The following is a 17,800-nucleotide window of genomic DNA, read 5'->3' as shown; positions in this document are numbered from 1 at the left end:
CGCATCCGCTCAGAGCGCTCGAACGGTTCTCGTCCAGGACTTCGATCTTGTACGGTCGCCCGCATGAACTGGCAGCAGCAGCACGCCGCGGTGACCGCGGCCAACGCACTGACCGCCCGGTGGGTACAGACCTGTTCGGGGGGATCCGTCGTGATGGCCGGCGCAGGCGCCTGGCCGTTGCTGGCTCATCTCGCGTCAGCCGCCGGAGGAGGGGGGCGCGCGGAACTGCAGGAGGCCGTGGGGGTGGACGCCGCCACCGCGTCCCAGGCGGCCCGAGTCGTGCTGTCGATCATGGGCGAGTCCACGGCGGTACGGTCGGCGCTGGGCTTGTGGTCCCGGCCGGACCTGCCGCTACGTCGGGACTGGCTCAGCACGCTTCCCGCAGGCATGCACGGCGAACTGACCGCAGACCCGGCCGCGGACCGGCTCCGGCTCGACACCTGGGCCAAGGAGCAGACCGGCGGGCTGATCGACAGCATGCCCCTCCAGCTGAGCGACCGCGTGCTGCTCGTCCTGGCCATGGCGCTGACCGTGCGCACCGCGTGGCTGCGGCCGTTCACCGACGGCGTCGGCCTGTACGAGGGCGGCCCGTGGGCCGGACGTGAGATCCATGTCTTACGCCGCAGCACCCGCCTACTCGACCGGGCTGGGGTCGCCGACACGCCGGCCGGCCGGCTGACCTTGCTTCGAGTCATGGGTACCGGTGGGATCGACGTCCATCTGGTGCTGGGTGACGGCTCGATGGGACCCGGGCAGGTTCTCGGCGCCGGGGTCGATGTGCTGGACGGGCGTCATCTCGCCACGCCGGCCGGTGTTCTGGCTGCGGGCTGTCCGGGCCCCGGGATGACTGTCCGCCACGTTCGCGACCACGTCCCTGAGGACGTGCTGAACGTCAAAATCCCGCGTTTCACCATCGCCGCCACGCACGACCTCCTGGAGTTGCCCGAGGTCTTCGGCCTGGCAACGGTGACCAACCCGACCCGCGGACACTTCCCGGGCATCAGCACCCAGCCGCTCGCCGTCACCCAGGCCCGGCAGAATGTCGTCGCCGCCTTCCACTCCGCCGGATTCGAAGCCGCCGCGATCACCGCCTTCGGCGCCGTCGGGGGCGGAATGGCCCCGCCGTCCCGGTACCGCGTCAGACACGTCGACCTCGAATTCAGCCGTCCCTTCGGGTTCCTCGCGGTTGACCGCCGGAGCCGGCTCGTCATGGCCGCCGGCTGGGTCGCCGAAGCCGAAGCCTGGTCTGGCTGAGGACCGCGTCGCCCTTGCCTGCGCCGGACCGAAAATCGGTTGCCTGGGATGGCGGGGGTTCGAGAGCGTGATGCCCATGAGGCTCTGACGGAAGACACCCCGCCCTTGGTGATGCCGCGACGCCGGTACGCGTCGTGATGCCGCCTGTCCATGCCCTTCTGCAGGGAAGAGAACGTCTTTGTCTCAGCAACAGTCTCAGCGACACCCGGCCCCGTCCGCTCCGGTCACGGGGGCCACCGTCACCGTGTTCGCCTCGCCCACCAGCTGGATCGAGTCCGACGCCGTCGCGCAGTGCCGTCAGGTGGCCGCTCTCGACGGCATGACGCACGTCGCCGCCATGCCTGACCTGCACCCCGGCAAGGGCGCGCCCGTCGGGGCCGCCATGGCGTCGGCCGTCCTGTACCCGTTCCTGGTGGGCTCCGACATCGGGTGCGGCATCGCCGTGTTCCCGGTGAGGCTCAAGCGCGCCGTGCCCGAGAGGCTCGCCGCCCGCTTTCCCGACCTCGATCGTGCGCTGGATCCCGAGCGTGATGCCGACGATCCCGCCTGGGCCGTCATGAAGGACGACATCCCCGCCGGTCACGTCGAGGGCCTCGGGACGGTCGGCCGCGGCAACCACTTCGTCGAGCTGGCCCGGATCGGGACCGTCTTCGAACCGGGCCATGCCGCTCGGCTCGGCCTCGACGCCGGTGACCTGGTCCTCGTCGTCCACAGCGGTTCACGGGGGCTGGGCGAACGGATCCTGCGCGAGCACACCGAGGTCCACGGCGCGGGCCCCGCCCCCGACCCCGCCGCCTACCTGGCCAGGCACGACCAGGCCGTACGGTGGGGGTCGCTCAACCGGCGGCTGCTGGCCGCCCGGGTCGCGCACGCGCTGGGGTTCGAGCCTGCCGAGCCGATCCTCGACCAGTGCCACAACCTGGTCGAACTCCGCGACGGCGGCTACCTGCACCGCAAGGGAGCGGCGCCGGGCGACGGCCGCGACGTGCTCATCGCCGGCACCCGCGGCACCCCGTCCTATCTCGTGGCCGCCCACGCCGGTCCGGACGCCGGCCATTCCGTGGCGCACGGCGCGGGCCGCAAGATGTCGCGCGCGGACGCCCTGCGCCGCGGCCGGGCCAAGCACACAGTCGAAGAGCTGCGCCGCACGCCGGTGGGGTCGGTGGTGGTGTGCGGCGACCGCCAGCTTCTCTTCGAGGAGGCGCCCACGGCCTACAAGCGCATCGAGCAGGTGATCAGCGACCTCGTCGACCACGGACTGGCCACGCCCGTGGCCACCACGATCCCCCTGGTCACCTACAAGACACCCGACCTCGGACCGGACTCCCGAAAGGACCGCCGCAAGCGGGGGCGGCCGTGAACGTCGTCCGCCTGCCGGCTGCCGCACCGCCTGGCAGGCGGCCTCCCTGTGCCGGCGGGCTTTCGGCGAGTGGTCCGGCTGCGGGAGTTCGAGTGGGGTCGGTGCGCGATCGGGAGGCGTCAGACACTGGAAGTGCGCCCCGTGCAGCGCAGCGTGTTGCCCTTCCTCACGAACGTGGCGTCCACGGCGAAGTAGAGCTTCTTCCTGGCCGGGACCTTGAGGTCGAGGATGACGTCGTAGGAGACGTCGTAGAGTGCCTTCTTCTCGCGAAACGTCTTCCCGTAGACCTTTTCGTCCTTGCCGCGGCGTTCGACCATCAGGTTGAGGTGTGCGGTCTTCAGTCGGGTCGGCGCCTCGGAGCTCCAGCGGTAGATGATGTCGGAGATGCGGTGGTACCCGCCGGTCGTCCGGTACTTCAGCTCGAAGTACGCCTTCTCGCCATCGCTCATCGTGCAGCTGGATTTGACGCTTTGCGCCGGAGCGGCCGTGGTGGCGTGCGCGGCGGAGGTCAGCAGGGCGAGTGTCAGGCCGGCCCCGGCGAGCGTGGCCGCGGCGTTCCCGAGGATGTGCGTCATTTGCGCGTCTCCCTTCGCATGGCTCGGATCTGTGGTCGAGGTTGACGGCGGCGGTGTTGAGGATCTGTTGAGTATCTGTTCAGGCGGGCGGGGACGGAGGGGTTGGCTCCGGTGCCGGCCTGTGGAAACACGGGGCTAGCGACCGATCAGGGTCGCGTCTGGGAGTGACTGCTTGACCGCCTCCGGCGTGCCCACCACGACCGTCAGTTTTTCGTCGGTCTTCTTTGCCGCCGCGTTTCCGTAGAGCTGCACCTTTCCGAGCTTTTTTGCCTGGACGGTGACGAACATCCGGGTGGGGGTGCACCACAGGGTCACGGTGCTCTCCGAACTGGTGCCGACCATGGGTTCCTTGGGCCCGGCGAAGCCCTCTTCCGCGGTGATGACGTTGCCCTCGGACTTGGTCAGATCCTGGCTCATGTTGAAAAGCACGCTGGAGGATCCCTGGTCGGCGAGCCCGCACACGCCCTTGTTGCTGATCCAGGGGACCATGTCGTATTCGCCGACCTGGATCCGCGCCAGCACTTTGTCCGCCCCGTCCGGCATGCCCGATTTGGAGGCCGCGGCCGGCAATGACGCCAGCGGCCAGCGGCCCGGATCCTTGAGCAGCCAGTCCTTCGGCTCGTTCGTCGAACAGCCCGTCAACAATAAGACCGCAAGTATCACGATTTTTCCCCGCATAGGTCGATCATCATAAGGTCGAAACTTCGTGCCGTACGGGCGTATGCGGTGACATTCCAGGGGCGGGTTACCGTTGGAGTAGGTGTCGAATCGGCGTTGGGGGTACGCATGAAGCGACGCTCCGCGAAGACAGCGATGGCCGCAGGGGCATTCCTGGCCGCCATCACCACCGGATCAGCCGCGTCAGGGGCCACTGCGACGGCCATGGCATCTTCGCCGATGCCGTCCCCGAGCCCTGCAGGAACGCAGCCCACGTGCCCCGGCATGGGGCAGATGCATGCCGTGACCAGCGAGTACGACTACCTGTCGCAGATGGTCCCGCACCACGAGGACGCCATCGCCGCGGCCCGGCAGCTGCAGCGGTCCAGCAGGCCGGAGATGCGGCGGCTCGGGCAGTCGATCGTCACGACGCAGACCGCCGAGGTCGCTCGGATGAAGGGCTGGCTGCTGCAGTGGTACCCGCAGAGCCCGGCGCCGAGCCCGAGCGGGACCACGATGCCCGACCTGTCGGGGCTCTCGGGGAATCAGCTCGACAAGGCGTTCCTGCAGCACATGATCCCGCACCACATGATGGCGATCATGATGTCGCAGCAGCTCCTCGTGCAGGGTGAGGCGGTGCATCCCGAGGTCGCCGCCTTCGCCCGCAAGGTGCGCGACGACCAGCGGGCCGAGGTCGCCACGATGCGGCGGTACCTGGTCCAGTGGTTCGGGGAGCAGAGCATGCCCTGCATCCCACAAATGCCCGGCATGCCCGACATGACGCCAGAGCCACACATGTCTGAGATGACACCAGGGCCGCACATGTCCGGCATGACGCCCACCACCGGCACGTCCTGACGGCACCCCGACCGCTCGGCCGGCGAGGGGAAGGGACGGCGCGGGCCGCGAAGAAGACGGGGAACGCCCAGCCCGACGGGTGAAAAGGCGCGACGTCAGAAGGCGGGGAAGGCCCAGCCCGACGGGTGGAAAGGCGCGCGCTCCCCGCGGAAGGCGAGCGAGGCGGCGGTGACCGCGCCCGGCCGCAGTTCCTCGACCCGGCCCGCCGCCGCCAGCGACGACAGTGTGGTGCCGCCCAGGTAGGCCGCCCCCAGTTCGGCGGACGTCAGCCGCAGGTCGGCCTGGGCCCGGGTGCGTTCGCAGGTGACGGAGTCGCCGTCGGCCCGCAGGCGGTGGCGTCCGGCGTTCCAGGGGCAGAACGGGTCCTGGACCTCCAGGACCAGGTCCAGGGGGTCGAGTAGCGGCGGGCCGCCAGCGCCCGGTCGACGTCCACCAGGCGCACCCAGAGGTTGTCGATCGTGGTGGCGCGGGTCGGTCAGCAGGTGCGTCAGCGGTTCGTCGACGGCGCCATCGTAGGTGAGGCCGGCGTGCGCGTCGAGGTCGATGAGGAAGCGCCACAGAGCGGCGTAGGACTGCCTGCTGGTGGCCACGACCTCGATGACCTGCACCAACCCGGGCCTGGAGCGGTAGAGGACGTACCCGGTGGCCTCGCCGCCTGGCTCGGTGTGCACCGCGAAGCGCAGCTCCGTCCCGCCGCCGCGGACGCGTTCGCCGTCCGCCAGGCGGGCCTGCCAGAACTTCTCCGCACGGTCCACCCAGCCGACCGCGCCGCGGCGGGCGGTGTCGTAGACCTTCTCCAGCAGCGGCCGGGCGTCCTGACGGGCGAGCAGGCGGATCGTGCCGTCGCCGAGGTCGGTGCCGGGCCGCAGGGCCATGAGTCTCTTGTCCGCCTGGGTCTCGGCCACGTGGCTGGCGACGCCGTACCCGAACCGGCCGTAGATGGTGGCCTCGGCGGCGTTGAGCGCGGTGATCGGCTCGCCGCCCGACTCGTGCAGGTCGGTGAGCTGCTTGCGCATCATCGCGGTGAGGATGCCGCGACGCCGGTGCGTGGGCAGGACCGCGACGAGCGTGATGCCGGCGACGGGGACGGCCGCGCCGGGGACCGTCATGACCCGGCCGTAGATCGAGGCGCCGCCGACGATCTCCGGGCCGTCGTAGGCGGCGATCGTGCGTTCGGGCTCGATGGAGGTGGCCGCGTTGCGGAGGCCGCCCTCGTACCAGTCCTGGCCGTAGGTGGTGGTGATCATGCGGGCCCAGGCGTCGAGTTCGTGGGCGTGGATGGTCCGCAGGGGGTAGGTGGTCGTCATGCTTCGAGCCTGGCCGGGTAAACACGGGCCGCACATCGGGAGATCCGGGTATTTATATGCTGACGCCGTGGTGGCGGAGCGCGTGGTCAGTCCCATGTTCGTCGGCTGGGGTGAGGAGCTGTCGGCCCTGGCCGACGCCCTCGACCGCGACTGGGAACACGCCCTTGACCTGCTGGCCGCCGCTCCCGACAGCGTCCGGCGGGGGCGGCTGCTCGGGGTGCTGGCCATGGGCCTGCTGCCGGAGGTGGACCGGGCCCGCGACCTGTTCGTGGAGGCGCTGGCCGTCGGCCGGCGCACCGGCGACGCCACGGTCACGATCCGCGGGCTGCTGGGCGTCGGGTCCATGACGAGCGACCTCGCGATGCTGGCCGAGGCCCGCACGCTGGCCGAGCGGCTGGACAGCCACGACCTGCTCATGACCGTCCCGATGTACGAGGCCACGCTGCACACCAAGGCCGGCGACCAGCACCGCGCCGTGGAGGCGGCCCGCGGCGGCATCCGTCACGCCCGCCGGTACGGGCTCGGCCGCAGCCGTGGCGCCGAGCTGGCCCGCTACGCCGCGCGCGGCCTGATCCTGGCCGGGCGATGGGACGAGGCCGCCGCCCTGCTGGAGGAGAGCCTCCAGCAGGATCCGCCGCCGCTGTCGCGCCTGGCGCTGCGCGTCCTGGCCGGCTACCTGGCGCTGCTGCGCGGGGACCTGGCCACCGCCGCCGACGCCGCCGCCGTGGCCGTGACCGGGCACGCCGGGAGCGGCGGCCTGTTCTCCCGCCACCAGTTGTTCTGCCTGCTCGCCGTCGCCCAGGGCGACCCGGAGCGGGCCGACCTGCTGCTGGAGCGGGCGCTGGCCGATCCGGCGCTCACCCGGATCTACAGCAGCGACGCCCGGCCGGTCCTGGTCGCCGGCGCCCTGGTGCAGCAGGTGCGGCTGGCCCGCGGCGCGCCCCGCGAGCGGGTCGCGGCCCGCCGGGCCGAGCTCGCCGCGGCCGATGCGATGCTCGGCGTGGACGGGCCGTTCGACCGGGCCTGGCAGGCCATGCTGCGCGCGCTCGTCGAGGACGCCGACTGGAACGCCGACTGGGACGCCGGCTGGGACGCCGGCTGGGACGGCGTGGCGGCTGCCTGGCGGGATCTGGGACAGCCGTACGAGCTGGCGCTGAGCCTGTTCCACGGCGCGCGGGCCGCGCTGACGGCGGGCGACCGGCCCGGCGGAGCCGCCCGCCTCAGGGAGGCCGCGCGGCTGGCCGACGAGCTGGGCGCCGCGCCGCTCGCCAGGGAGATCGCCCTGCTCGGACGGCCCCGACCGGCGCAGGACGGGCTCACCGAGCGCGAGCGCGACGTGCTCGTCCTGATCGCCGACGGGTTGAGCAACCGGCAGATCGCCGCCCGGCTGCACATCTCGCCCAGCACGGCGGGCGTGCACGTCTCCCACATCCTGGCGAAACTGGGCGCGGCCACCCGTACCGAGGCGGCGGCCATCGCGTTCCGCGAGGGACTGGCGGGATCCTCCCCGACCCGGCGGTGACCTGGAAGCAGCCCCGGGGTCAGGTCAGGGTGTCCTCGACCTTGACCTGGCCGCCCTGGACGACCCACTTCTGGTTGGGATGGTTCAGGCAGGTCCACAACCGCACCACGGTGTTGTTGGCGCGGCTGTTGGTGGCGTCCAGGCAGACCTCCCGGCCGGTGCCTACGGTGTCCTCGACCTTGATGTGACCGTTCTGGAGCACCCACTTCTGGTTGGGATGGTTCAGGCACGTCCACAGGCGCACGTTGGTGTTGTTGGCGCGGCTGTTGGTGGCGTCCAGGCAGACCTCCCGGCCGCTGCCTACGGTGTCCTCGACCTTGATCTGGCCGCCCTGGATCACCCACTTCTGGTTGGGATGGTCCAGGCACGTCCACAGGCGCACGTTGGTGTTGTCCGCGCGGCTGTTGGTGGCGTCCAGGCACACCGGCGGGCCGGCCTGGGCGGCGTGGGCCGTCGAGGCGGGGGCGACGGCGGCGGCCACCAGGACGACGGCGGACGCGGCCATCAGGCGGGCGACGGGGCTGGCGGGCATGGGTTACCTCCACTGATGCGGTGGGTGGGCCGGCACGGGCCTCGGACGGCGGGCGAGCCCACACGAGACGATCGACCGGCTCGGGGGCCGGTGACGACCATGAGCAATGCATACAGAACGTAATCGACTGACAGCGGAAAGTGATCTGGCGGAAAGGTGACGCATCACTGGCCGGTGTCGAAACCCTCCGAATCCGCCCGGGAGGTCAGCGACGGGCTTCTCGTGGAGTCCACGAGAAGAGCAGGTCAGGAGGGTCGCTGCGGAGCGGCGGGGCTGGAGATGGAACCCTCCAGGGAGAAGAATCGATCGTCCACGTGGTCCAGGGCCAGACAGGCTCCGCCCAGGGCGACGCACTCCTCGCCGAGCGTCGAGGGCCGGATGTCGGGAACGCGTACACAGTGAGGTTCGAGCGCCCGGCGCAGCGCGGGCAGCAGGACGTCGGCCGAGCGGGAGAACCCGCCGCCGAGCACGACCAGCTCGGGGTCGAGCGTCAGCACCATCGCGGCGGTGCCGAGCGCGAGATGGCGGGCGTACGCGTCGACCGCGGCCTGGGCCTCCAGGTCGCCGGCCCGGGCCGCGCCGAAGACGTGCCGGGCGGCCTCCTCGGGCGCGGCGCCCTCGGCCGCCGGGCCGCTCTCCAGCCGCCCGGCCATGGTGCTCCAGCCCGTGATCTCCATGAGCCCGACCTCGCCGGTGGCCCCGCTGAACCCGTGGTACAGGCGCCCGTCGATGATCAGCGCTGCGCCGGGCCGGCGGCCGACGTGCAGGTAGACGAGGTGCTGGACGCCCGCGGCCACCCCGAGCCGCTGCTCGGCGAGCGCGGCCAGCTTGCTGTCGTTCTCGATGGTGATCGGGCAGGCCAGCCGCTGCCCGAGATGACCGACGAGGTCGACGCCGGGCCAGTCGGGCAGGTCGTTGACCATGGTGACGAGCCCCTCGCGGTTGACGACGCCGGTGCTGCCCGCGGTGACGCCCCACATGTCGGACGCGCTCAGCCCGGCGGCGACGAGCGCGGCGTCGACGGCCCGCCACACCGCCTCCAGCCGCTCCCGCTGGGCGGTGTGCCGGTCGACGGCGACCCGCCCGCTGGCCACGATCCGGCCGGCCAGGTCGGTGACCACGGCCAGCACCTTGTGCACGCCCACGTCGATGCCGAGCACGTGCCCCGCGTCGCTACGGAACCGGTAGCGCTTGGCGGGCCGGCCCATGGCGCCCGGCGCGGGCGGCACCTCGGCGATCCAGCCGCGCTGCTCCAGATCCGTGACGACGTCCACGACGGAGGCCCGTGACAACCCGGTGCGGGCGGACAGCTCGGTGAGCGTCAGCGGCTCGCGCGCCTCCCGCAGGGCGCGGATGCTGCTCAGGGAGTTCAGCTGGCGTAGCCGCTGAAGGTCGCCACCACTGACCTGCACGGTCACACTCCTCACTATCACTGGTCTCTGAACTATATCCCTTTGGCCCATCCCCACTTCTAGCTGCATGTGCCCGGCGAGAAGAGGCTTGACGGCAAGGTCATTCTCGTGACTATCTATGGAGACCTTCATAAAGGAGTTTGCGAAATGACAGTGACCATAGCCATCGTCGGGGCCGGATCGCGCGGCCAGATCTACGCCAGGGCCGCCGCCGCGGACGGCCGGGCCCGCATCGTGGCAGTCGCCGACCCGGACCCGGCCCGGCGGGCCAAGGTGGCCGCCGACCACGACCTGCCGGACAGCGCCTGCTTCGCCGGATGGGACGAGCTGGCCGCCGTGCCGAAGCTCGCGGACGCCGTGGTCATCGCGACCCAGGACCGCTTGCACGTCGAGCCGGCCGTGGCCTTCGCCGACCTCGGTTACGCCATCTTGCTGGAGAAGCCCATGGCGCCGACTGAGCCGGAGGCTCGCCGGATCGTCGAGGCGGTCGAGCGCAACGGCGTGCTGTTCGCGGTCTGTCACGTGCTCCGCTACACGGCCTACACCAGGGCGTTCAAGGAGCTGCTGGACAGCGGCAGGCTGGGCACGATCTCCAGCGTGCAGCACCTGGAGCCGGTGGGCTGGTGGCACATGGCCCACTCCTTCGTGCGGGGCGCCTGGCGGAACGCGGCCGAATCGGGGCCGATGCTGCTGACCAAGTCCTGTCATGACATCGACTGGTTGCTCCACATCCTCGGCGAGCAGCCGGTCGCGGTGTCGTCCTTCGGCTCGCTGACCCACTTCCGGCCGGAGAACCGGCCCGAGGGCGCGAGCACGCGTTGCGTGAGCTGCGCCGTCGAGCCCGACTGCGCCTACTCCGCCAAGCGTCTCTACCTGAGCTGCCTGGGCGACCCGCGCCGGGAGTTCTGGCCGCTCGGCGCCGTCACGTCCGACGCCACCGTGGCGGGCGTCACGCACGCGCTGGAGACCGGCCCGTACGGCCGCTGCGTCTACGACTGCGACAACGACGTGGTCGACCAGCAGGTCGTCACGCTGGAGTTCGCGAAGGGCGCGACCGTGTCGTTCACCATGACGGCGTTCACGCCGCTGGAGCACCGCAGGACCCGGATCTTCGGCACCCGCGGGTACGCCGAGGGCGACGGGCGCGAGATCAGGGTCGTCGACTTCGTGACCGGCGCCGAGGAGCGGATCGACACCCAGACGACGGCGGGCGCGTCGCTCGCCGACGGCCACGGCGGCGGCGACGGGGGTCTCACCAAGGCGTTCATCGACGCCGTCGCCGCCGGGGACCAGGCGCCGCTGGGCGCCGGCCCGGCCGAGGCCCTGGCCGGGCACCTGGTCGTCTGGGCCGCCGAGCGCGCCCGCGAGACCCGCACCGTGCAGGCCCTGTGAACGCGACGATCCCGGCCCCCGCCCGCCGCACGCCCGGCGAGGGCCGGTTCACCTTCACCGCCACGACCCCGCTGTCCGCCGACCCGGCGCTGGCCAGGGCCGCGGAATGGCTTCGCGAGGCCCTCACCCCGGCCACCGGCCTGCCGCTCCCCGAGGGGCCCGGCGGGGTGGAGATCCGGCTCGTCGCGGGCCTCGGGCCCGAGGAGTACCGGCTCACCGCCACGACCGAGTCGGTGCTGATCGAGGCGACGGGCCCGGCCGGCGCCTTCTATGGGGCGCAGACCCTGCGCCAGCTGCTCGACCCCGCCGCCTTCCGGGCCGGACGCACCGGGGACAGGACGTGGAGCATCCCCGCGACGGAGATCACCGACGCTCCGCGATACGGCTGGCGTGGCTGCCTCATCGACGTGGCCAGGCACTTCCTGCCGAAGAACGACCTGCTGCGGTACATCGACCTGCTGGCCGCGCACAAGCTCAACGTCCTGCACCTGCACCTGACCGACGACCAGGGCTGGCGGCTGGAGATCAGGAAGTACCCCAGGCTCACGGAGGTCGGCGCGTGGCGGCACGAGTCACCGGTGGGCGCCGCGCGGCACCAGCGCTTCGACGGGCGCCCGCACGGCGGCTTCTACAGCCAGGACGACATCCGCGAGATCGTCTCCTACGCCGCCGACCGGTTCGTCACGGTCGTGCCGGAGATCGACCTGCCCGGCCACACGCAGGCCGCCATCGCCGCCTATCCCGAGCTCGGCAACCTCGACGACCGCCTGCCGGTCCGCACCGAGTGGGGGGTCGGCGAGAACGTGCTCAACGTCGCCGACGACACGATCGCCTTCTTCACCGACGTCCTGGACGAGGTCCTGGAGCTCTTCCCCGGCCGGTACGTCTGCGTCGGCGGCGACGAGGTGCCGAAGACCCAGTGGAACGAGAGCGTCCCGGCCAAGGAGCGCATCCGGGAGCTCGGCCTGCACGACGCCGACGAGCTGCAGACCTGGCTCATGCGCCACTTCACCGACTACCTGCTGTCCCGCGGGCGCAGCCCGCTCGGCTGGGACGAGCTCCTGGAAGGCGGCCTGCCGCCCGGCGTCACCGTCGCGGCCTGGCGCGGCGACAAGTGCGCGGTGCTGGCCGTGCGGGCCGGTCACGACGTGGTCGTCTCGCCGTTCAGCGAGACGTACCTGGACTTCCGCCAGGCCGACGGCGACCAGGAGCCGGTGCCGATCGGCAGCGTGACGTCCCTGCGGGCGGTGCACGCCTTCGACCCCGTCCCCGCCGGCCTGGACGCAGAGGAGCGCGACCGGATTCTCGGCGCGCAGGCCGCTCTGTGGACCGAGCACATCGACTCCCCCCGGCTGCTCGACTACATGGCCTTCCCGCGGCTGGCCGCCTTCGCCGAGGCGATGTGGAGCGGCGAGCGCGACTTCGCGGACTTCCTGGCGCGGCTCGCCGTGCACGAGAGACGTCTTGACGCCCTGGGCGTGGAGTACCGGCCGGCGGCCGGGCCGCACCCCTGGCAGCGCCGTCCGGACGCCCCCGGTCACCCCCGGACCAGAGCGGAGATCGACGCCCAGCTCGCCCGCTGGACGTCGAACCTGCGTCTCTGAACCGCGCGTCCCCGTGCCGAGGGCGGCGCCGGCCTCAGAGCAGGGCCAGGAGCCGTGGGCGTCAGGCGTGTGCCCGGTGCATCTCCCACGGCGCCTGCGGGAGGACCTCGCCGGTCTCCAGCAGCGACTTGAGGTTGGCCAGGACGGCCGGCCAGCCCTGCGCGATCCCGTCGTGCATCGCCTGGTTGGGCAGGTCCTCGTGGGTCACGGTGAGCCGGACGATGTCCTGGTGCGGCTCGATGAGGAAGGTGACGACCGACGCCTTCCGCGCCGGTTCCGTGCCGGCGGCGTCGTCGAAGGTGACGACCAGGCGGGCCGGGGGCTCGGCCTCGATCACCTCGCCGACGACGTCGACCACGTCCGACCCGTCGGCGCGCCGGTGCTCCCAGGGCGAGCCCGGCCGCCAGTCCGAGACGTTGGCGTGTCCCCAGTAGCGCGCCGTCAGGTCCGCGTCCGTCAGGGCCCGCCAGACCTGCTCGGCGCTCGCGCGGATGTAGGTGACGTAGACGTAGGTCGGCACGGACGTGGGTGCGTCGCTCATGGCGTACTCCTCTGCCTGGTTCTTGATGGCGTTGATCGCTCGCAGCCGGGGCCGGTCGAACTCCGAGATCCAGCGCTCCTGGATCTCGTGGATGGGCGCCGGGTTGAGGTAGTGGAGCCGTTCCCGTCCGCGCCGGACGACGGTGACGAGGGCGGCCTGCTCAAGCACGTTGAGATGCTGGGTCGCCGACTGGCGGGCCATGTCCAGGCGTTCGCACAGTTCGCGCAGCGTCTGGCCGTTGTGCTCGCGCAGTCGGTCGAGCAGGAGGCGCCGGGTGGGGTCGGCCAGCGCCTTGAAGACGAGATCCACGGCTGTCGCTTCGGGGCTCACGCCGTCCATTATGCAGGTATTTACCTGCCTATTGTCAAAGCCCGCCGGGACCAGGCCGAACGCGCTGCCCCCGCAACCCGGAATCCCTGTAGTCATTCCTGGTTGATCATTTGCTATGTCGATCGAGCTGTTCACAAGTGCGCATGGTTACCTTCAGTATTCGTGAAGATACGATCTGGCCCTGCGGGGCCGGGAAACAGCTCATCTGGCCCTAAACGTGCGGCCATTTCCACCATGCTCCTTCTGAGCGCGGTGTCTGTCGCGCTTCAACCTGCCCGTCCAGCAGCCGCGCAGCCGGTTCCGCTGGTCGAGGAGGACTTCACCGGGGCCACCGCGATCCCGCAGTTCATCGGCGTGGGATCGGCCTGCCTGACCGGCGCGCCGGCGGCTCCGCCCGCCGGGCCCGGCGACCATCCGCTCGGGGGCTGCCCCGCCAACGCGACGGGCCCCGTCCCGCCGACCGGAGCAGCCCCGTACGGCTACCTCCAGCTCACCAGCGCCGATCTGGACCAGACGGCGGCCGCCCTCTACAACGAGCCGATCCCGGCCGAAGAGGGCCTGGACGTGACGTTCGAGCAGTGGCAGTACGGCAACACCACGGCGGTGCCCGCGGACGGCATCTCCTTCTTCCTGATCAACGGGGAAGCCTCGCTGGACCGTCCAGGCGCGTTCGGCGGCAGCCTCGGCTACGCCCAGAAGCTGCCCGACGACGACCCGGCGAACCCGTTCGAGCCGGGGGTCAACCAGGGCTACATCGGCGTCGGCCTGGACGTCCTCGGCAACTACTTCGGGGACTGGGAGCAGCGGGGCCGCACCTGCGCCGAGCGCTCACCGGCCGGCACCGGGTTCCGCGTCCCGGCTCCCGGGCCGAACATGGTGACGGTGCGCGGGCCCGGCAACGGCACCGCGGGCTACTGCTTCCTGACCGCCACCACCAGCAACTTCACCACGACCGGGCCGTGGCCCTCGACGCTGCCGGGCGACCTGCAGGGGCCCACGCGGACCGTGCCCAACGACCCGCGGGCGGCGCAGGCCGTGCTGGAGGAGTCGAAGCGCACGGTCAACGTCCGGATCACTCCGGCGCCGAACCCCGAGGTCACCGTCTCGATCGACTTCAACGACGGCAACGGGATGCAGGAGGTGCTGTCCCTGCCCGCGCCGCAGCCGGTCCCGGAGACCTACAAGTTCGGCTTCGGTGCGTCCACCGGTCTGTTCACCGATGTGCACCTGATCCGGAACGTGGTCGTCCGTCCGGTGGCCGAGCGGCCTGAGCTGTCGCTCAGGAAGCGCGTCGCCGAGGACGCCGACCTGCCCGACCCGGTGCCGGTGGGCACTGAGGTGCCCTACGAGTACGTGGTCACCAACACCGGCAACATGAACATCGCCGACCTGATGGTGGACGACGACGTCGTCGAAGAGGTCACCTGCCCGCAGACCACCTTGAACGTGGGCGAGCGGGTCATCTGCCGCGGCTCGTACACGGTCACGGAGGAGGACGCCGAGCGCGGCTCGGTGACCAACGTCGCCACCGCGATGGGCCGGGCCGACGGCAACGAGGTCAGCTCGCCGCCGTCCGAGGTCACCATCGGCGTCACGGACGAGCGCGGGATGCTGGAGCTGGACAAGCGCGTCGACGACTCCCGCACGTACCGCCCCGGCGACCGGGTCACCTACCGCTACGTCGTGCGGAACACGTTCGACGAGATCGTGACCGACCTGCGGATCGACGACAACCGGGTGTCGGACATCGTCTGCGAGACCACCACCCTGGAGCCCGGCGAGTCCACGTCCTGCACGGGCACCTACACGGTCACCGAAGAGGACGCCGCCCACGGCTCGGTCACCAACACCGCCACCGCGGTGGGCCTGATCGACGACACGGAGGTGAGCTCGCCGCCGTCGGAGGCCACCATCGACGTCATGGGCGAGCGCGGGACGCTCCTGCTGGAGAAGACCGTGGACGACACCCGCACGTACCGGCCGGGCGAGCGGGTCACCTACCGCTACGAGGTCAGGAACAACTCTGACGAGACGGTGGAGAACCTCCGGATCGACGACAACCGGGTGACGAACATCGTCTGCCGGACCACCACTCTGGAGCCGGGCGAGACCACCACGTGCACGGGCGTCTTCGTCGTGCCGAGCCGTCCCGGCGGCAAGAAGGACTGCCGGAAGGGCTGCCGCTTCACCGTCACCAACACCGCCGTGGCGAAAGCGGACGGCCTGACCTCCGCTCCGGCGACGGCGACCATCCGGGTCGTGCAGAAGTCGAAGAACCCGCACCACCCGTGCCGGCCGGGCAAGAAGGACCGCCACTGCCGGCCCGGCAAGAAGCCGCACCACCACGGCCACGGCCGTCACCACGGTCACGACCACGGGTACGACCAGCGGTACGACCACGGCTACGACCACCAGTGCCCGCCGGGCGGGATGCCGTACGACGGCAGGACCGCCGAATCGGGATGCGTCCCGGAGCACGCGGACAAGAACGAGCGGGACATGGGCCAGTCCATGGACGAGTCCTACGAGCCTCAGCCTGAGGACATGATGGACGACCCGTACATGGAACGTTCCTACCGGGAGATGGGCGACATGCCGATGCCCTGGGAGACCTCCGAGTAGGTCGTCCCTCTTCCCATCCGCGTCAACCTGATGGTCCCTCCCCGCGGGGAGGGACCATCGTGCTGTCCGCCCTCCGGACGGTCACCCCCAGGCGCCGACCTGCTTGAGGAAGACGACGCCGTCGATCGTGCCGAGCTGGGACGGGTCGAGCGGGAAGTAGGCGAAATCCTGGGACACGCGCCGCTCCGGGTCGGCGACCATCCCGGCCAGGCGGCGGGCGTCGATCACCGCGTGGTCCCACGGGAGCGCGGACAACACGCCCTCGACGGTGTCCGGCGGCGGGGTGTCGTCGCCGGTCGCGCCGAAGGCGGAGGCCAGGTAGGCGTACCGGTCGCCCAGATGGGCGGCGGCGATCGCCCCCGCGCTCCACCACTCCAGCCGCTGGTCGCCGAACGGCATGAACGTCTTGTGGCGCTGGAGGTGCAGGTTGGAGGAGAAGACCAGGGCCGGGCCGTGCTCGGCGACGGCACGCAGGTTGGCCGCCATCATCGCGTCCCGCAGGGCCGACAGCCGGGTCCAGCGTGCCGGGGAGGCGTCGGCCATCCAGTGGTGGTAGCGCAGCAGGCCGGTGACGGTGCGCGCGTACAGGTGCGCGCGCTCCCTGTCCCGCGCGCCGAGTTGCGGCGACTGCGTGTCGAGCAGCGCCGCCAGGTCGTCGGCGATCACCCGCAGCCGCTGGGCGTCGGCGGACTGGCCGATCGACTTCGCCGGGTCCATGGCCGTGGCCTCGTCGGACCAGCGGTCGTCCGGGCCCAGCAGCGTGTCGAGGGTCTCCCTGGTCACCACCGCGGCGGGGAGCGGGCCGTCGAGCAGGTGGTAGAGGCCGGTGAGCGCCTCGCGCGGGCTCGCCGCCCAGTACTCCAGCGGGCCGTCGACGCCGAAGAAGCGCAGTTTCTCGTCGTGCTCCTCGTTGTGGGCGCGCATCCAGCGGACGAGCTCACGGTTGGCCGGCAGGGCGCCGAAACCGTGGCTGAAGCCGCGGTCCATGACGTCGTCGAGGGCGCCGGCGCCGGTCGTGACGTAGTCGTCCACCAGGAGGCCCTTGAGGCAGTCGCTCTCGACGGCGAACGACCGGTAGCCCTCGTACTCGACGAGGTGCCGGAAGATCTCGTTGCGCAGCTCGCCCAGTTCCCCCACGAAGTGCCGGGCCTCACCGAGGCCGAGCAGCAGCGGCCGGGCGGGCAGCGTTCCCAGGAACGCCGAGACACCCGCGCCATCGACCGGCCAGGCGATGTCCTTGATATCCATGCCTTCAACGCTAGCGTTGAACTTTCGGTGTAATCTTTGCCGCCGGAATACCGGCTCAGCCCTCTTGAACCTTCAATCGGCACTTCACGTGTTGAACAGTTCGTTCAAAACAAGCTGTTGACATCAATCGGTTCCCGCGACATCGTTTCCTCCATGTCGATCGAACACCCCTTCTCCCCGCCGGACCCCGAGCAGGCGCGCGCCCGGCGGGTGCACGCGTCCCTGTTCCGGATCGCCGAGCGGCACGCGGCCACCGACGAGCAGCGGCTCAGGCAGGCGCACCCGTCGGTCATCGGGCCGCACGAGGCCGTCAGGCTGGTGTCGTTCCTGCTCAGCGGGGCCGCGCAGCTCGACGACGACGAGCCGGAGGTGGATCAGGCCGACATCACCGCGGCGTTGAGCCTCGTCCCGCTGGTTCGCGGAGAGCTGGACGCGCTGGAGGCCGGGCTGCTGGCGATGGCCCGTGGCCGCGGCATGACCTGGCAGGAGATCGCCTTCGGGCTCGGTCTCGGCACCGCGCAGGCCGCCCGGCAACGCCACGAACGGCTCGCCGAACGGTCGGCGACGGCTCTCGACTAGGCCGCCC

At 71.2% G+C, this 17,800-nt stretch carries 15 protein-coding genes; 8 read left to right on the top strand and 7 right to left on the bottom strand.

Annotated features, from left to right (window positions below):
* Nucleotides 1–63: 63 nt before the first annotated feature.
* Both AB0C33_RS42965 and AB0C33_RS42960 read left to right on the top strand, forming a co-directional pair.
* Nucleotides 64–1,254, top strand: a complete 1,191-nt coding sequence (locus tag AB0C33_RS42965) for a serpin family protein (RefSeq protein WP_358298936.1) — start codon at nucleotides 64–66, stop codon at nucleotides 1,252–1,254.
* A gap of 178 nt (nucleotides 1,255–1,432) precedes the next feature.
* Nucleotides 1,433–2,614 (top strand): RNA ligase RtcB family protein, encoded by a 1,182-nt coding sequence (locus tag AB0C33_RS42960; RefSeq protein WP_358298934.1) that lies wholly within the window; start codon nucleotides 1,433–1,435, stop codon nucleotides 2,612–2,614.
* Nucleotides 2,615–2,733: 119 nt separating this feature from the next.
* Here AB0C33_RS42960 and AB0C33_RS42955 read toward each other — a convergent pair whose 3' ends face one another.
* Both AB0C33_RS42955 and AB0C33_RS42950 read right to left on the bottom strand, forming a co-directional pair.
* On the bottom strand, nucleotides 2,734–3,189 hold the full coding sequence (locus tag AB0C33_RS42955; RefSeq protein WP_358298932.1) for a hypothetical protein: 456 nt from the start codon (nucleotides 3,187–3,189) through the stop codon (nucleotides 2,734–2,736).
* A gap of 135 nt (nucleotides 3,190–3,324) precedes the next feature.
* On the bottom strand, nucleotides 3,325–3,867 hold the full coding sequence (locus AB0C33_RS42950; RefSeq protein WP_358298930.1) for a hypothetical protein: 543 nt from the start codon (nucleotides 3,865–3,867) through the stop codon (nucleotides 3,325–3,327).
* A gap of 264 nt (nucleotides 3,868–4,131) precedes the next feature.
* Here AB0C33_RS42950 and AB0C33_RS42945 point away from each other — a divergent pair, with 264 nt between their 5' ends.
* Entirely contained in the window at nucleotides 4,132–4,704 is a 573-nt protein-coding gene (locus AB0C33_RS42945) for a DUF305 domain-containing protein (RefSeq protein ID WP_358298928.1), read from the top strand.
* Between the two features lie 95 nt (nucleotides 4,705–4,799).
* On the opposite strand, the gene AB0C33_RS42940 is transcribed toward AB0C33_RS42945, so the two are convergent.
* Entirely contained in the window at nucleotides 4,800–6,011 is a 1,212-nt protein-coding gene (locus AB0C33_RS42940) for a GNAT family N-acetyltransferase (protein ID WP_358298926.1), read from the bottom strand.
* A 67-nt stretch (nucleotides 6,012–6,078) separates the two neighbouring features.
* Here AB0C33_RS42940 and AB0C33_RS42935 point away from each other — a divergent pair, with 67 nt between their 5' ends.
* Nucleotides 6,079–7,533, top strand: coding sequence for a response regulator transcription factor (locus AB0C33_RS42935; RefSeq protein ID WP_358298924.1), 1,455 nt, complete (start codon nucleotides 6,079–6,081; stop codon nucleotides 7,531–7,533).
* Nucleotides 7,534–7,552: 19 nt separating this feature from the next.
* On the opposite strand, the gene AB0C33_RS42930 is transcribed toward AB0C33_RS42935, so the two are convergent.
* Nucleotides 7,553–8,065 carry an RICIN domain-containing protein gene (locus AB0C33_RS42930; RefSeq protein ID WP_358298922.1) on the bottom strand — a complete coding sequence of 171 codons (513 nt, stop codon included), beginning with the start codon at nucleotides 8,063–8,065 and terminating at the stop codon, nucleotides 7,553–7,555.
* Between the two features lie 245 nt (nucleotides 8,066–8,310).
* The gene (locus tag AB0C33_RS42925; RefSeq protein ID WP_358298920.1) at nucleotides 8,311–9,483 is read right to left on the bottom strand and encodes an ROK family transcriptional regulator; all 1,173 of its coding nucleotides are present in this window, start codon (nucleotides 9,481–9,483) and stop codon (nucleotides 8,311–8,313) included.
* A gap of 141 nt (nucleotides 9,484–9,624) precedes the next feature.
* Between AB0C33_RS42925 and AB0C33_RS42920 the strand changes: the two genes are divergently transcribed.
* Together AB0C33_RS42920 and AB0C33_RS42915 are read left to right on the top strand one after the other, a co-directional pair.
* Nucleotides 9,625–10,869 carry a Gfo/Idh/MocA family oxidoreductase gene (locus tag AB0C33_RS42920; RefSeq protein WP_358298918.1) on the top strand — a complete coding sequence of 415 codons (1,245 nt, stop codon included), beginning with the start codon at nucleotides 9,625–9,627 and terminating at the stop codon, nucleotides 10,867–10,869.
* Nucleotides 10,866–12,473, top strand: a complete 1,608-nt coding sequence (locus AB0C33_RS42915; protein WP_358298916.1) for a beta-N-acetylhexosaminidase — start codon at nucleotides 10,866–10,868, stop codon at nucleotides 12,471–12,473. Before AB0C33_RS42920 ends, AB0C33_RS42915 begins: the two co-directional genes overlap by 4 nt.
* A 61-nt stretch (nucleotides 12,474–12,534) precedes the next feature.
* Here AB0C33_RS42915 and AB0C33_RS42910 read toward each other — a convergent pair whose 3' ends face one another.
* Nucleotides 12,535–13,344 carry a metalloregulator ArsR/SmtB family transcription factor gene (locus tag AB0C33_RS42910; protein ID WP_358298914.1) on the bottom strand — a complete coding sequence of 270 codons (810 nt, stop codon included), beginning with the start codon at nucleotides 13,342–13,344 and terminating at the stop codon, nucleotides 12,535–12,537.
* Nucleotides 13,345–13,596: 252 nt separating this feature from the next.
* Here AB0C33_RS42910 and AB0C33_RS42905 point away from each other — a divergent pair, with 252 nt between their 5' ends.
* The gene (locus AB0C33_RS42905) at nucleotides 13,597–15,966 is read left to right on the top strand and encodes a hypothetical protein (protein ID WP_358298911.1); all 2,370 of its coding nucleotides are present in this window, start codon (nucleotides 13,597–13,599) and stop codon (nucleotides 15,964–15,966) included.
* A gap of 81 nt (nucleotides 15,967–16,047) precedes the next feature.
* Here the strand turns inward: AB0C33_RS42905 and AB0C33_RS42900 are convergent, their stop codons facing one another.
* The gene (locus tag AB0C33_RS42900) at nucleotides 16,048–17,214 is read right to left on the bottom strand and encodes an erythromycin esterase family protein (protein ID WP_358298909.1); all 1,167 of its coding nucleotides are present in this window, start codon (nucleotides 17,212–17,214) and stop codon (nucleotides 16,048–16,050) included.
* A 153-nt stretch (nucleotides 17,215–17,367) separates the two neighbouring features.
* On the opposite strand from AB0C33_RS42900, the gene AB0C33_RS42895 reads away from it, so the two are divergent.
* The gene (locus AB0C33_RS42895) at nucleotides 17,368–17,793 is read left to right on the top strand and encodes a DNA-binding protein (protein WP_358298907.1); all 426 of its coding nucleotides are present in this window, start codon (nucleotides 17,368–17,370) and stop codon (nucleotides 17,791–17,793) included.
* Nucleotides 17,794–17,800 lie beyond the last annotated feature (7 nt).

Source organism: Nonomuraea sp. NPDC048881, from assembly GCF_040649795.1.
GTDB lineage: Bacteria > Actinomycetota > Actinomycetes > Streptosporangiales > Streptosporangiaceae > Nonomuraea.
Note: the sequence above shows the minus strand (reverse complement) of the source record. Positions and strands in the feature narration are given on the sequence as shown.